The organism is Bradyrhizobium sp. SZCCHNR1017 (assembly GCF_032381375.1).
Classification (GTDB): domain Bacteria; phylum Pseudomonadota; class Alphaproteobacteria; order Rhizobiales; family Xanthobacteraceae; genus Bradyrhizobium.
In genome coordinates this window covers 403,033-416,089 of record NZ_JAUHIR010000004.1, presented here as the reverse complement: position 1 = coordinate 416,089, position 13,057 = coordinate 403,033, and the positions used below count along the sequence as shown (strand labels likewise).

General features: G+C 64.9%; 14 protein-coding genes. 8 read left to right on the top strand and 6 right to left on the bottom strand.

Translation table 11 applies throughout. The features are described from left to right. The first annotated feature begins 19 nt into the window (after positions 1–19). From QW863_RS14095 to QW863_RS14080, 4 genes are all read left to right on the top strand, one after another. A complete protein-coding gene (locus QW863_RS14095; protein WP_315713738.1) occupies positions 20–1,147 on the top strand; it encodes an acyl-CoA dehydrogenase family protein in 1,128 nt (375 codons plus the stop codon). 127 nt (positions 1,148–1,274) lie between these two features. Further along, positions 1,275–2,519 (top strand): acyl-CoA dehydrogenase, encoded by a 1,245-nt coding sequence (locus tag QW863_RS14090; protein ID WP_315713739.1) that lies wholly within the window; start codon positions 1,275–1,277, stop codon positions 2,517–2,519. Between the two features lie 123 nt (positions 2,520–2,642). Then, positions 2,643–3,890, top strand: coding sequence for an acyl-CoA dehydrogenase (locus tag QW863_RS14085; protein WP_315713740.1), 1,248 nt, complete (start codon positions 2,643–2,645; stop codon positions 3,888–3,890). A gap of 179 nt (positions 3,891–4,069) precedes the next feature. Further along, positions 4,070–4,717 carry a nitroreductase gene (locus QW863_RS14080; RefSeq protein ID WP_315714360.1) on the top strand — a complete coding sequence of 216 codons (648 nt, stop codon included), beginning with the start codon at positions 4,070–4,072 and terminating at the stop codon, positions 4,715–4,717. 634 nt (positions 4,718–5,351) lie between these two features. Here QW863_RS14080 and QW863_RS14075 read toward each other — a convergent pair. The 4 genes from QW863_RS14075 to QW863_RS14060 all read right to left on the bottom strand — a co-directional run bounded on the left by QW863_RS14075 (position 5,352) and on the right by QW863_RS14060 (position 8,913). Continuing rightward, positions 5,352–6,035, bottom strand: a complete 684-nt coding sequence (locus QW863_RS14075) for an acyl-homoserine-lactone synthase (RefSeq protein ID WP_315713741.1) — start codon at positions 6,033–6,035, stop codon at positions 5,352–5,354. 82 nt (positions 6,036–6,117) lie between these two features. After that, positions 6,118–6,852, bottom strand: coding sequence for a LuxR family transcriptional regulator (locus QW863_RS14070; protein WP_315713742.1), 735 nt, complete (start codon positions 6,850–6,852; stop codon positions 6,118–6,120). Between the two features lie 157 nt (positions 6,853–7,009). Continuing rightward, positions 7,010–7,804 (bottom strand): enoyl-CoA hydratase/isomerase family protein, encoded by a 795-nt coding sequence (locus QW863_RS14065; protein WP_315713743.1) that lies wholly within the window; start codon positions 7,802–7,804, stop codon positions 7,010–7,012. After that, a complete protein-coding gene (locus QW863_RS14060) occupies positions 7,801–8,913 on the bottom strand; it encodes a cyclic nucleotide-gated ion channel (protein ID WP_315713744.1) in 1,113 nt (370 codons plus the stop codon). Before QW863_RS14060 ends, QW863_RS14065 begins: the two co-directional genes overlap by 4 nt. A gap of 294 nt (positions 8,914–9,207) precedes the next feature. On the opposite strand from QW863_RS14060, the gene QW863_RS14055 reads away from it, so the two are divergent. The 4 genes from QW863_RS14055 (at position 9,208) to QW863_RS14040 (ending at position 11,970) form a co-directional block, all read left to right on the top strand. Beyond that, entirely contained in the window at positions 9,208–9,876 is a 669-nt protein-coding gene (locus QW863_RS14055; protein ID WP_315713745.1) for a cyclic nucleotide-binding domain-containing protein, read from the top strand. A gap of 20 nt (positions 9,877–9,896) precedes the next feature. Then, positions 9,897–10,778, top strand: a complete 882-nt coding sequence (locus tag QW863_RS14050; protein WP_315713746.1) for a DUF6537 domain-containing protein — start codon at positions 9,897–9,899, stop codon at positions 10,776–10,778. Between the two features lie 307 nt (positions 10,779–11,085). Continuing rightward, entirely contained in the window at positions 11,086–11,436 is a 351-nt protein-coding gene (locus QW863_RS14045; RefSeq protein ID WP_315714361.1) for a DUF3307 domain-containing protein, read from the top strand. Positions 11,437–11,577: 141 nt separating this feature from the next. After that, complete coding sequence (locus tag QW863_RS14040) at positions 11,578–11,970, top strand: hypothetical protein (RefSeq protein ID WP_315714362.1); 393 nt, start codon at positions 11,578–11,580, stop codon at positions 11,968–11,970. A 23-nt stretch (positions 11,971–11,993) separates the two neighbouring features. Here the strand turns inward: QW863_RS14040 and QW863_RS14035 are convergent, their stop codons facing one another. Next, positions 11,994–12,314, bottom strand: a complete 321-nt coding sequence (locus tag QW863_RS14035) for a YkgJ family cysteine cluster protein (protein ID WP_315713747.1) — start codon at positions 12,312–12,314, stop codon at positions 11,994–11,996. After that, the gene (locus tag QW863_RS14030) at positions 12,307–13,005 is read right to left on the bottom strand and encodes a YafY family protein (RefSeq protein ID WP_315713748.1); all 699 of its coding nucleotides are present in this window, start codon (positions 13,003–13,005) and stop codon (positions 12,307–12,309) included. The genes QW863_RS14035 and QW863_RS14030 overlap by 8 nt, the downstream gene beginning before the upstream one ends. Positions 13,006–13,057: the final 52 nt, after the last annotated feature.

Sequence of the window (13,057 nt, the reverse complement as noted above, 5' to 3'; positions counted from 1 at the left end):
TCAGGAAGCAGGTGAGGCCATGAACTTCGATTTCTCCGACGACCAGAAGCAGTTGCGGGACCAGGCGCGGAAATTCCTCGCCGAGAAGTGTCCGCCCAAGGCGGTGCGTGTCGTGCTCGATGGCAAGGAGCCGTATGACCGAGCGCTGTGGAAAGGCTTTGCCGAGATGGGCTTCCTCGGCGTCGCCATTCCGGAGGAGTACGGCGGCGCGGGCGCCGGCCATCTCGAGCTCTGCGTGATCGCCGAGGAAGTCGGCCGCGCGCTGGCGCCGGTGCCGTTCTCGTCGACCGTGTATCTTGCGGCGGAGGCGCTGATGCTGGCCGGCAGCGATGCGCAGAAGCAGGCCTGGCTGCCGAAGATCGCCAATGGCGAGGCGATCGGCACCTTGGCGTTATTCGAGGGCACCGGCAATCCGTCGCCGAAAGCGATCAAGTGTGAGGCCGCCAACGGCGTGCTCAACGGCACCAAGAAGCCGGTCGCCGACGGCGCCATCGCGGATCTCATCATCGTTGCCGCGCGTACCGGCTCGACCGGCCGCGACGGCGACATCTCGCTGTTCCTGGTCGGCCCCAAGGCGGGCGGCGTCGAAGCCAAGGCGCTGACCAATCTCGATCCGACGCGCGGCCAGGCCGAGCTCACCTTCAAGAACTGCAAGGCGGAGCCGCTCGGCGCCGCCGGCGAGGGTTGGAGCATCATCACCCAGGTGCTCGATCGCGCCGCGGTGCTGACGGCGTTCGAGCAGGTCGGCGGCTCCGACCGCGCGCTGGAGATGGGCCGCGACTACGCGCTCGACCGGATCGCCTTTGGTCGTCCGATCGGCTCGTTCCAGGCGGTCAAGCACATGCTGGCCGACATGTACGTCTCGGCGACCTTGGCGCGCTCCAACTCCTATTATGGCGCCTGGGCGCTCTCGACCAATGCGCCGGAATTGCCGGAGGCCGCGGCCTCAGCGCGCATCAGCGCGACGCAAGCCTTTCAACACTGCGCCAAGAACAACATCCAGGTTCATGGCGGCATGGGCTTCACCTGGGAGTTCGACTGTCACATGTACTACCGACGCGCCAACGCGCTCGCGCTCGGCCTTGGCAGTCTCTCTTACTGGGAAGACCAGCTGATCGACCGCATGCGCAAGCGCAATGCGGCGTGAGAAGTGCACGTCATTCCGGGGCGCTCGCAACGCAAGCGAACCCGGAATCTCGAGATCACCAACCTCTGGATTCCGGATCGACCCGCGTTGCGGGTCGTCCGGAATGACGAGTTGAAAGGGATTCGCCATGAATTTCGATGACACCCCGCAAGAGGCTGCGTTCCGCGCCGAGGCGCGCTCCTGGATCGCCGCCAATGCGCCGAAGCAGTATGAAGACGAGCTGCGCGCGACCTCGCTCGGCCGCGTCGGGCTGAAGAACGCCGATATCCTTGAGGTCGCCAAGGCCTGGCAGAAGAAGAAGGCTGATGCCGGCTGGGCCTGCCTGCATTGGCCCAAGGAGTATGGCGGTCGCGGGTCCTCACCCATCGAGCGCGTGATCTGGCAGCAGGAGGAGGGGCCCTACGGCAAGCTGTCCGGCATGTTCATCATCGGTCATGGCATGTGCGGGCCGACCATGATGGCCTACGCCTCGGAGGCGCATAAGCGGCAGTATCTGCCGCCGCTGGCCTCGGGCGAGAAGGTGTGGTGCCAGCTGTTCTCCGAGCCGGCCGGCGGCTCCGACGTCGCCGGCCTGCGCACCCGCGCCGAGAAGCGCGGCGACGACTGGGTGATCAACGGCCAGAAGATCTGGACCTCGGGCGCGCACTACTCCGACTACGGCATCCTGCTGACGCGCACGGATCCAACAGTGCCCAAGCATAAGGGTCTCACCATGTTCTTCCTGGACATGAAGAGCCCGGGTGTCGAGGTCCGGCCGATCAAGCAGGCGAGCGGGCACTCGGATTTCAACGAGGTCTATTTCACCGACGTCGTGATCCCGGACTCGCAGCGTCTCGGCGCGGTCAATGACGGCTGGAACGTCGCGCTCACCACCTTGATGAACGAACGCATGTCGATCGGCGCCGGCGTCGCCACCGGCTTCCCGGAGCTGTTCGACTTCTGCTCCAACCTGATGCTGGACGATCGTCCCGCGATCGAGGACCGCAATGTGCGCTCGAAGCTCGCGAGTTGGGCGGTGAAGGCGAGCGGGCTGAAATACACCAGCATCCGCGCCATCTCGGCGCTGTCGAAGGGCGAGCGGCCGGGACCTGAGAACTCGATCGGTAAACTGGTCGCAGGACCGATGATCCAGGACGTCGCGACCTACGCGCTCGACCTGCAGGGCGCCGCCGGCGTGCTCAGCGGTCCCGAGGCCGAGCTCGCCGGAAAATTCCAGGCGATGCTGCTGCGCGCGCCCGGCACCCGCGTCGAAGGCGGCACCGACGAGATCATGCGCAACATCATCGCGGAGCGCGTGCTGGGTCTTCCTGGCGACATCCGCGTCGACAAGGACCTTCCGTTCAACCAGGTTCCGACCAAGGGACGAAGCTAACAAGTGCAGTCGTAGGGCGGGTTAGCGCAGCGTAACCCGCCGCTAGCTCGTACAACGCTGATCAAGTGGCGGGTTACGCCTTCGGCCAACCCCCGCCCTACGCATATCAAGTGAGGGTCAGGCATGAACTTTGACGACACCCCGCAGGAAGCCGCTTTTCGCGACACCGCGCGCGCTTGGATCGCGGCCAACGCGCCGAGGGAGCTGGAGGAGGAGCTCGCGAGCTCCTCGCTCGGCCGCATCCGGCTCAAGCACGCCGACATCGTCGAGGTCGGCAAGGCCTGGCAGAAGAAGAAATCCGATGCCGGCTGGGCCTGCCTGCACTGGCCGAAGGAGTATGGCGGCCGCGGCGCGACGCCGATCGAGCGGGTGATCTGGCAGCAGGAGGAGGGCGTCTATGGCAAGCTGACGCAGCCGTTCCAGATCGGCGAGGGCATGTGCGGCCCGACCGTGATGGCCTATGGCAGCGAAGAGCATAAGCGGCGCTATCTGCCGAAGCTCGCTTCCGGCGAGGAGATCTGGTGCCAGCTGTTCTCCGAGCCCGCCGGCGGCTCCGATGTCGCTGGCCTGCGCACCCGCGCCGAGAAGCGCGGCGACGACTGGCTCATCAACGGCCAGAAGATCTGGACGTCGGGGGCGCACTACTCGGATTACGGCCTGCTGATCACGCGCACCGATCCCAATGTGCCCAAGCACAAGGGCCTGACGATGTTCTTCCTGGACATGAAGAGCCCGGGCGTCGAGGTCCGCCCGATCAAGCAGGCCAACGGTATGCAGGAGTTCAACGAGGTCTATTTCACCGACGTGGTGATCCCGGACTGCCAGCGCCTTGGCGCGGTCGGCGACGGCTGGAACGTGTCGCTGACCACCTTGATGAACGAGCGCATGTCGATCGGCGCGCGGCTCGCCACCGGCTTCCCGGAGATGTTCGAGTTCTGCGCCAATCTGATGACCGAGAGCGGACTCGCCATCGACGATCGCGCCACGCGCTCGAAACTGGCGTCGTGGGCGGTCAAGGCCAGTGGGCTGAAATACACGAGCTACCGCGCGATCTCGGCGCTGTCCAAGGGCGAGCGGCCCGGACCTGAGAATTCCATCGGCAAGCTGGTCGCCGGCGTCATGCTGCAGGATATCGCGACCTACGCGTTGGATCTCGAAGGCGGCGCCGGCGTGCTGACCGGCGCGGACGAGACGGTGACGCAGGGCCAGTTTCAGCAGATGCTGCTGACCTCGCCCTCGATGCGCATCGCCGGCGGCACCGACGAGATCCTGCGCAACATCATCGCCGAGCGCGTGCTCGGTCTGCCCGGTGACATCCGGGTCGACAAGGACGTGCCGTTCAACAAGGTGCCGACCAAGGGGCGCAGCTGATCCGACGGCATCACGACGGCCGTCTTCCGGGGTCGGTCGCTGTGGCGACCGGTCCGGAAAGACGGGGTGTGGAGGGCGAGCACAAAGCGAGCGTCGCCGGTCGAACTGTACGGAAGGTTGTCATGTCATCTGCGGCGCCAAAGTCAGAGCAGGATCCCATCACCATTCTCGAAGAGCTGATGGCCGCGCGCTTCTCCTGCCGCAGGTTCCGGCCCGAGCCCGTGCCGCGCGCGACCATCGAGCGCATCCTGACGGCGGCGCAGAAAACTGCGTCCTGGTGCAACAGCCAGCCGTGGCGTGTCGAGATCACCTCTGGTGCGGCGACCGAGGCTTTCCGGAAGGTGATGTATGCGGCGGCCTCCAGCGGCAAGGCGGCGTCGGGCGACTTTCCTTTCCCGCGCGAATACACCGGCGTCTATCTGGAACGGCGGCGCGAGAGCGGTTTCCAGCTCTACAACGCGCTCGACATCCCGCGCGGCGACAAGGCGGGTTATGCCCGGCAGGCGCTGGAGAACTACAATTTCTTCGGCGCGCCGCATGTGGCGGTCATCCACAGCGACGAGGCGCTCGGCACCTATGGCGCGATCGATTGCGGCGGCTACGTCACGAGCTTCATGCTGGCGGCGCAGGCGCTCGGCATTGCCACCGTGCCGCAGGCGGCGCTCGCGTTTCACTCCGACGTGGTGCGGCAGCACTTCGGGCTTGGCGCCGACCGCAAGGTGGTCTGCGGCATCTCGTTCGGTTGTCCCGATCTCGGTGACAAGGCCAACTCCTACCGCACCGGCCGCGCCACGGTCGCCGAAACGGTCCGCTTTCACGACGAATGACTTCCCGTCCGTAGGTCGTACGCGCGTATTTGTTGCCGGCGGAGTTCCGTTATCCGGGACTCCGGAGGGGGCGAGATGCCCCACGAGTCCATTTTTGTAAACCGAGTTTGCTGAACAGGGAGCAGCTCCGGCGGCGGCGCCATGATTTTGCCGAGGTGTCGTCCACGTTCGGCGAGCGCGTTTCGGCAACGATGCTCGTGCTCTCCTGTCCGACCTTCACATCGAAAGGCGCCCTGAAATCAACAGTTTGTGTCTGCGATGCACCAGTCGAGACGCGCCGCTGCAGGGACCGGACGTGTTGCGAGAGTCGGTGCAGGAGCGCTAATGGCTGCTGTTGGTCGAATTGGGCGCGCACTTTTCCTTCAGCTCGTGGGCTTCAAGCAATGATATTGACAAAATTCTCTCTAACATTTTGAGTTGCATCGCCCGAGCGTCAACGATGCAAAATTGCAGACGCTCGATGATCTTCTCGATTGAAGGTTCAGTCACGGCTCAAAACCTGAAGTGTCAGCGATGGATTCCATGAACACGCCGTCCAACCTTTATGCCCTCGAGGTGGACGAGGCGACGCTCCTTGGTCACCGCCTCTTGAAGGCTTTCCATAAGCTCAGGCTGAAGCGGCACAGGGAACAGATCATTGCGCTGGCTGAGCGGCTGGTGGAAGATGAAGAAAGATATCCGGCAGGGCCTGGCGGCTGACGTCTTCGAGCCCCTGCCACGTGAGGGTTGGCCGCGTCAGGCCGATCTGCTCGCAGAGTGACTTCCATGTCGTTTCATCGCAGTCGACGAGCACGGCCATCACCGACATCCCGTCCATCATGTGAGGTACGCCGAGCGGCCGCGCCTTCCAGCCGCACTTCTCGAACCGCGGCAGCCACCAGGTTTCGAGCACGATCGAAAAGCCGGTCAACCCGATCGAGATGCCGTACTCCATGATTGCGGTGAGCAGCAGCATGTCGATCCGCGGGCCGGCATGCTCGCCGCGGCGCTCCGGGATCACGAAGATGCGCGACAGTTCGTAGACGTCGGGGCGCTGGATCGGGCCGCGCAGATTCAGATACGGGAAGATGTCGCTCATCAGCGTCGGCAACTGCGTCGGCACCGCGCGCATCGAGCCGATCAACTGGCCGTTGTCGATGCAGAACAGATAGACCGAATCCTCGGTGTCGAACTGATCGATCTCGCGCCCGTCGGGACGATCGAGTGCCATCCACTTGCGTTGCTTGACGTAGATCTCGTGGCGCAGCCGGTAATACGGATCGAAATATTTCTCGTACAGAGCGCGATTATCTTTTCGAACGACATGAATCTCAGGCATCGAAACCCCCGGTCGTCTGAATCAAATTGGGGTTTGCAGATTGCCGATGCGCTCGAATTGATCCAGTGGGAGAAACGACAGATCAGATCGAGATCTCGCCGTTGACAAGAGCGGTCGCAACCGTCGCCGTCTTGTTCTTGGTTGCTAGCTTGCGCTGTGCTTCTTCCAGATGCCACCGGACGTTGCGTTCGGAGACACCGAGGATGCGCGCCGTCTCCCACGCGGTCTTGCCGCGCGCCGCCCAGCCCAGCACCTCGGCCTCGATTCGCGACAGGCGTCGGCTCTGGTTGCTCGCGGCGGAGCGCGCCAGTGCGCGAAGCCTGCTGTGCGTGAAGATGCTGATCAGGTGCAGCGCGCCCCGCGCATCGGGAGCGAGATTCGGATTTTCGCCTGCAATGCTGACGGCGCCCACGGCATCGTCGTAGTGGATGGGAACGCAGAAGCCTTCGTTCAATCGGAAGTCCTTCGCGCGCGTCATCACCTCGTGCGCGCCGGGCTCGTCCTCGCGGTCATAGGGAGCCTCCGACCACGCAAATGGATTCAATGTCGAGATGCAGTGCCGCGGAATCGGATCGCAGCGGTGAAACTGCTCGCGCGCATACATGTCGAACCATTCCCGCGGCCAGCCGTTGGCGAGAATGGTTTGCTGCAGCGATTGGCCCGAGGTCGGCACGCCGGCCATGATGTAGGCGTGAAAGCCCAGGTTGCTGATCATCTTCTCGAACTGGGAGAGCACGCTCGCGCTGGTCTTCGACGCTTCGATCGCATCGACGTACTCCAGAGCTCGTCGTCCCCAATACGCGTCCATCACTTGCATGTGAAAGTCTCCGCCCGTGGTTCAAGCTAGCCACGGACAAAAGGCTGTCAACCGCAAATTGGAGATTCAGGTCGATAGTTCGTTGAGCGTGTGTCAGAACGCCGGCTGGATACAGACGTTTGCATGCAAAATTTATCAGTTCGGAGCGCGGCTGCGCTCAGAATTTCGGCGTTCTCTTCTCTGCAAACGATTTCATGCCTTCCTGGATTTCGGCGCCGCTCATGCTGTCCCGATGCCTGCGACGAGCCGCCGCATCGTCGAGGGCTCCGCGTGCAAACTCGTTGATGGCGCGCTTCATGCCGCGCATGGCCTGCGGGGCGTTGCCGGCCAGAATGGCCGCCAGCCGGTCGACCTCCGCGTCGAGCGCATCGGCCGTCGCCACGCCGGTGAGATAGCCGATGCGCAGCATCTCGGCCGCGTCGATCTTCTCCGCCGTCAGGAACAGACGCTTGGCATTGTCGATACCAAGGCGGGACACGTAGCGCTTGATGCCATTCGGGTAGTAGTGCAGCCCGAGCCGCGCTGCCGGCATGAACATCTCGCTGGTATCGACCCCGATCCGGAAATCGCAGGCCAGCGCCAGATCGGTCGAGCCGCCATAGACCCCGCCGTTGAGCCGGCAGATCGTCGGCAGCGCGAGGTCCTCCAGCCGGTCGACGACCTCCTCGAATGCCGGGCTGGAAGCCTCGGCCGTATCCGCCGGCGTTGCGCCGATGGCGCCAAGGTCGAAGCCGGCGCTGAACGCCCGCCCGGTGCCGGTCAGGACCAGCACGCGCAAGGCGGCGTTGGCCTCGACCCGGTCGAACAGCGCCAGCAGCCCGCCGAGATCCTCCGGCTGGAGCCGGTTGAGATGCTGCGGACGATTGAGCCGAATGGTGGCGCGTGCGCCGTCGATGGTCAGGAGCGGCATGCTCGGCGCGTCATCGGCCTGGGTGGTCCGTCCTGTCGTCATGTCCTGTTCTCCATGGTTCGGCGCCTGGCCTCGGCATCGATGCTCTGCGCCAGATCGGGGTGGCGTGCCATCAGCACGCGGAAATCGACGAGGTCGAGGACCAGCAGCTTCGACAGTCCGGTCGTGCTGATGTCGGCCGAACGCAGGTTGTTCCCGAGCAGCGCCATCTCGCCGAAGAACGCGCCCTCGCCGAGCCGGACCTTCTTGCCGGGAAGGTCGACCTCGACCTCGCCGGCGGCGATGAAATACATGCAGTCCCCCGGCTCGCCCTTGCGGATTACGGTGGCGCGCGGCGGCAGGTCGATGGTGCGCAGCATCTGCGCAACGTCGGCGATCGTGGCGGGCCCGAGGCTGGCGAAGAACGGTACCCTGCTGACTGATTCCCAGGTCTTCAGAAAGTTGTCGCGCCGGGTTTCCGCGGCGAAGCCGGTCGCCAGGATGCCGGTCCATAGGCCGAACACGCCGAGGCCGGAGATCATCACCGTGGCGGCGACCACCCGCCCGAGCGGCGTGATCGGCACCACGTCGCCGTAGCCCGTGGTGGTGAGGGTCACGACGGCCCACCATAGCGCGGAGGGGATGGTGCCGAAGGTGGCCGGCTGCTCGTCATGTTCGAGCGCGTATTCGGCGACCGATCCGAGAAACAGCACCAGCAGGAACAGCACCAGCACCGACAGCAGCGGGCGTGCTTCGACCACGAGCACCCGGCGGAGCTGGCGCAGGCCAGGCACGCCGGGGATCACCTTGAGCACCCAGATGACCGCCAGCAGCCACGCGGCGCGCGACTCCATGCCCGAGACCAGCGCAACCGGCACGGCGAGGGCGGAGAGCGTGTCCAGCAGTCCCCGGCCCGACATCAGGTAGGTGGCGGCGCGATGCGCCCGCACCGCCTGCTGAACCCGAGCGGCCCATTCGACGACGAAAAAGACAAGGCATCCCCACAGCAGGGCGATGATCCAGCGCCCCCCGGCCTCGTAGGCGGGGTCCATCGTCAACAACACCATGGCGCTCATGCCGAGCGCCACGGCCACATAGGCCGCTCTGGTCATGTTGCGTCCGGTCAGCGCGGTGACGAATGCCGCCAGGGCAGGGTGCTGCGGTTTGGTCATTGCGGGCGGGCGTCAGTCGCTGATCTCAGAGCCGCAGGAGATCGCGGCGGCGTCAAGGTGCCCCGATCGGGGGAATCCCGTCAACGATGCGGGTGGATCGGTTTTGCAGCGTCATCCGGCAGGTCCAACCGTTCTACTTCGACCGGGGAATTTTTCCGTACCGGCTCAAATACCGGTTCAAACGTCGTCTGTTCGCCGTATATCAGAGGTCGGCATGGACACGCTAAATTAGGCAAAAGGAGGCTCGGAACCGAGCGTCCGCCCTCCTGCGTCCCAAGAGTCTGGTTGATCCCGATGGATACCTCACACCTGGTCGAACATGCGGGCGCCGCCGGCAGCCTCTTCGCCTCGATCTTCGTGGTCGCCACGCTGTCGATGCGGACGATGATTCCGCTGCGGGTATTCGCCATCCTCACCAATATCGTCCTGATCGCGACCGCGGTGCCGATGCACAACTACCCGGTCCTGATCCTGCACGGGGTGCTGCTGCCGCTCAACAGCTACCGGCTCCACCAGATGCTGCAGCTGGTCCGCGACGTGAAGCAGTCGGTCAACAGCGACCTCTCCATGGAATGGCTGAAGCCGTTCATGACCGAGCGCAAATGCGGTCCAGGCGAGGTGCTGTTCTACAAGGACGAGAAGGCCGACAGCATGTACTACATCGTCAGCGGCCGCTTCCGCCTGGTCGAATCCGGTATCGAGCTGCCGGTCGGTGCGATCGTCGGCGAGTTCGGCATGATCTCGCCGTCCAATACGCGCACGCAGACGCTGGAATGCGTCGAGGGCGGTCTGATCCTGTCGGTCTCCTACGACCAGGTCGAGCAGCTCTACGTCCAGAACCCCGCCTTCGCCTTCTACTTCCTGCGCCTCGCCAGCGCCCGGCTGTTCCAGAACATCGAAACGCTCGAGCGGCGGCTGGCGCAACAGACCACCGCGCCGGCGCCCGTCGCCAAGCCGGCGTGATCCGGGGAGCCTGAAGCCCAGTGGAAAGCGTCCGGTCCTCGCTGCGATATCTGTTCGCCGACGTCATCGGCGTCGACGATGGCGAGCCGCCTTTTCTGCCTCAGGGCCTTCCTGACGCCGCCGTGCCGGCGGTGAGCGATGGCATCCATCTGCTGATGGAGTATCAGGGCGCGAGCTACGCGCAGCTCTATGTCGATCGCATCAAGCGGTTCGTGCGCAGATCGAACGTCGATGCCGGCATGCTGTCTCAGATCGCGCAGCTGCTGGCTGCCCGCATGGCCTACGAGGATCCGATCCGGATCGCCCAGCTCAGATTGATCAGCCTCGACATGGGGAAGCGGCCGGAGGGACGCGAGAGCGACGACGTCAGGAGGTTTCGCCTCGACGAGCTGATCGGTGCGCTGCCGCAAGCCGTGGCGGAATCGTTGCTGGCAGCCTTCGAGCAGATCGGCTGGTTAGGTCGGCGCCGGGTCAAGGTCCGCTTTTCGGTCCGATCGCGGTTGGCCATTCGCCGCCTCAAGCTGATGGCCGGCCTGCGGCGCTGGCGGCTGCAGTCGGTGCGCTATGGCGAGGAGCGCGCCTGGGCCGAGCGGTGGCTGCACATGATCGCGCGCGCGCTGGACAAGCAGCCTGCGGCGGCGCCCGCCGTGATCGCGACGGCGACCATGATCCAGGGGCAGGGCGACGGCTACCGGCAGGGTCTCGCTGATTGGCATGCCATCATCGATGGCCTGGCCAAGCCCACCTTCGATGGCGTCCTGCCGATCTCGGATCTCGCCTCCGCCATCGCCGAGGCGCGCGCCGTTGCGCTGGCAGAGCCGGGACAGGGGGCGCTGAAGCGGACCATCGCGCAGATCCGGGCGAGGGCGCTCTCAGTGCCGAAGACCAACGCCGCGGAATGACGCCGCCGCTGCGACGGTTGCCGCCGGATGCGCCGCGCGGCGTGGGTAACCTTACCCCCGGCGGGATTGCCGCGAAGGGTAGCAAGGTGCGATTTGAAGTTCCCTTTCGCGTGCAATTCGCTACCGGAGATGTCATAAGCGTCGCATACGCGTCGAATTGGCCGGGTATTCTCATCAGATTGCGCTGAACGCCTCCAGTTCCCCGTGCGTCCAAGGTTGGTTCCAAGGGTTAGTCGTAGCGAGAGCGTCAGCTTTGTCTTTTCCCTCTTTGTCGTCGCAGGTTCCGGTTGGTGCGCTGGTCGGCTGGATGCTGCTGCTGACCTTCAAGCACATCATTGGCGACTTCGTGCTGCAGAACGCCTGGATGGCCTATGGCAAGGACCAGCGGAAGGGCTGGGCGCTGCCGCTGCTGGTGCACTGCCTGATCCATCTCGCCGTCGCCATGGTCCTGATCTTGATCGTCGCGCCGAGATTCTGGTTCGTCGCCGTGATCGACTTCGCCATTCACATCACGATCGATCGCATCAAGGGCATCTGCTCGTCGCGGTTCGGCATGAACACCGAGCACCCCTGGTTCTGGACCCTGATCGGCGTCGACCAGGCGCTGCATCACCTCACCGGATTCGGGCTCTCGATCTTCATGGCCGCAAACGGCTGAGCGTTCGGTCACGGTGCGTCGCGGCGAAGCCGCACCGACCGCGGCAGTCCCGTGTCAAGCCGGGGGTGGGACGACCGTTCGGTTTGGTTAACCGGTCATTAGCGATTCGCGCTGCATCGTCGCGTCATGGCAATCAAACCGATGCTTCAAAGCCGCGATGCGTTCGACAGCGATTCGTGCCCGGTCGGCGACGAGCTTCTCGGTGAGCTCTACCGTGCCGACGCCAACGGGCTACCCGCGCTGGTCGAGAGCGTCTCCGCCGATGTGAGGGCCATGCTGGCGCTATTCTGTTACCGGCGCACGCATCTTCACCCGCTGGCGCTTGCGATTGCATCCACGTGCAGCGAGCAGGTCCTGTCGCAGTTCGGTGGCCGGGTCGGATCGGCGCTGTATGCGCAGTCCCGCGGTGGTCGGGCGGGTCCGGCCGGCGCGACCTCGAGCCGCAAGCCGATCTCGCTGTCGACCAAGCCACTCTCGGTGATGAAGCCGTTCGAGGACGATCTCGACGACAGCCCCGAGCCGGTCACGGCCTGACTGCCCGTCTTCCTTGCCTTTGTTCAGGCGAGCACGGGCAGCCCGAACTTGCGCCGGGCCATCGCGCATTCGGCGTCACCCGGCATGCAAATGCGGCACACCTCGGGGCGGATCGCGTAGATCCGGCACGCCACGGCGCGCGCGATCTCGCCATCGAGCGCACAGCAGCGGTTGCCGTCGCAGCGCATGCCCGACAGCCGCTCGTTGACCAGCTCGGCCGGGATCAGGTCGAGCGCGGCATCCTCCTCGATCGTGAAGCGCGGCCAATTCGACGAATAGGCGCAGCACGCGCCGCAGCTCTGACAGGGGCTGCTGTCAGTCTCGCCAGACATCGGTTCAGACATCCTTGGGAACCTCCCACACCAGGCTGCGCCGCCATTTGGCGCGCAGCGCCTCGCGCCTTTCGGGATATTTATCGTCGAGATAATCCGCCTCGACGACACGGTCGGTCCTGAAGCTGCGGAAGTCGCGGCGCAGCTCGCACCAGGCGGCGAGGATGCGCACCGCGTCATGATAGCCGATCGCGATCGGCCAGATCACGCGCTCGCTGTCGCGGCCCTGCTCGTCGCGATAGCGCAGCCTGATCTTGCGTCCCTCGTGGATCTGCGAGCGCGTGCGCGACATGTCGATGCGGTCCGGCTCGCGCATCCACGGCCGCGGCGCGCGGCTCGCCGGTTCCAGCACGAATGGCCGCAGCCTCTCCGGCACGGTGTCGGCGATCTTGGCCATCAGGTCCTCCGCCGCGCGCGCCAGTACCGGGTCGGCGTTGACCGCGACCCATTGCGCGCCAAGCACCGCCGCCTCGATCTCGTCCGGCGTCAGCATCAAGGGCGGCAGATCGAAACCTTTCTCCAGGATGTAGCCCATGCCGGCCTCGCCGCGGATCGGCACGCGCTGGCCGATCAGGGTGGCGATGTCGCGATAGATCGTGCGCTTCGAGGTCTCGAGCTCGGCCGCGATCGCATCGGCCGTCAATGGGCGGCGCGTGCGTCTCAGCACCTGGATGATCTGGAATAGCCGGTCGGCGCGTCTCATGGTGTGTCCTGCATGGGCGAGCACCCCCGCCGATGCTGACAGGATGCTGGCA

Coding starts and splice junctions, on each gene's coding strand:
- QW863_RS14085 (WP_315713740.1), top strand. CDS start 2,643: ATGAACTTTGACGACACCCCGCAGGAAGCCGCTTTTCGCGACACCGCG.
- QW863_RS14035 (WP_315713747.1), bottom strand. CDS start 12,314: ATGTCTGAACCGATGTCTGGCGAGACTGACAGCAGCCCCTGTCAGAGC.
- QW863_RS14080 (WP_315714360.1), top strand. CDS start 4,070: ATGGCCGCGCGCTTCTCCTGCCGCAGGTTCCGGCCCGAGCCCGTGCCG.
- QW863_RS14075 (WP_315713741.1), bottom strand. CDS start 6,035: ATGCCTGAGATTCATGTCGTTCGAAAAGATAATCGCGCTCTGTACGAG.
- QW863_RS14040 (WP_315714362.1), top strand. CDS start 11,578: ATGCTTCAAAGCCGCGATGCGTTCGACAGCGATTCGTGCCCGGTCGGC.
- QW863_RS14030 (WP_315713748.1), bottom strand. CDS start 13,005: ATGAGACGCGCCGACCGGCTATTCCAGATCATCCAGGTGCTGAGACGC.
- QW863_RS14095 (WP_315713738.1), top strand. CDS start 20: ATGAACTTCGATTTCTCCGACGACCAGAAGCAGTTGCGGGACCAGGCG.
- QW863_RS14055 (WP_315713745.1), top strand. CDS start 9,208: ATGGATACCTCACACCTGGTCGAACATGCGGGCGCCGCCGGCAGCCTC.
- QW863_RS14060 (WP_315713744.1), bottom strand. CDS start 8,913: ATGACCAAACCGCAGCACCCTGCCCTGGCGGCATTCGTCACCGCGCTG.
- QW863_RS14065 (WP_315713743.1), bottom strand. CDS start 7,804: ATGACGACAGGACGGACCACCCAGGCCGATGACGCGCCGAGCATGCCG.
- QW863_RS14090 (WP_315713739.1), top strand. CDS start 1,275: ATGAATTTCGATGACACCCCGCAAGAGGCTGCGTTCCGCGCCGAGGCG.
- QW863_RS14045 (WP_315714361.1), top strand. CDS start 11,086: ATGCTGCTGCTGACCTTCAAGCACATCATTGGCGACTTCGTGCTGCAG.
- QW863_RS14070 (WP_315713742.1), bottom strand. CDS start 6,852: ATGCAAGTGATGGACGCGTATTGGGGACGACGAGCTCTGGAGTACGTC.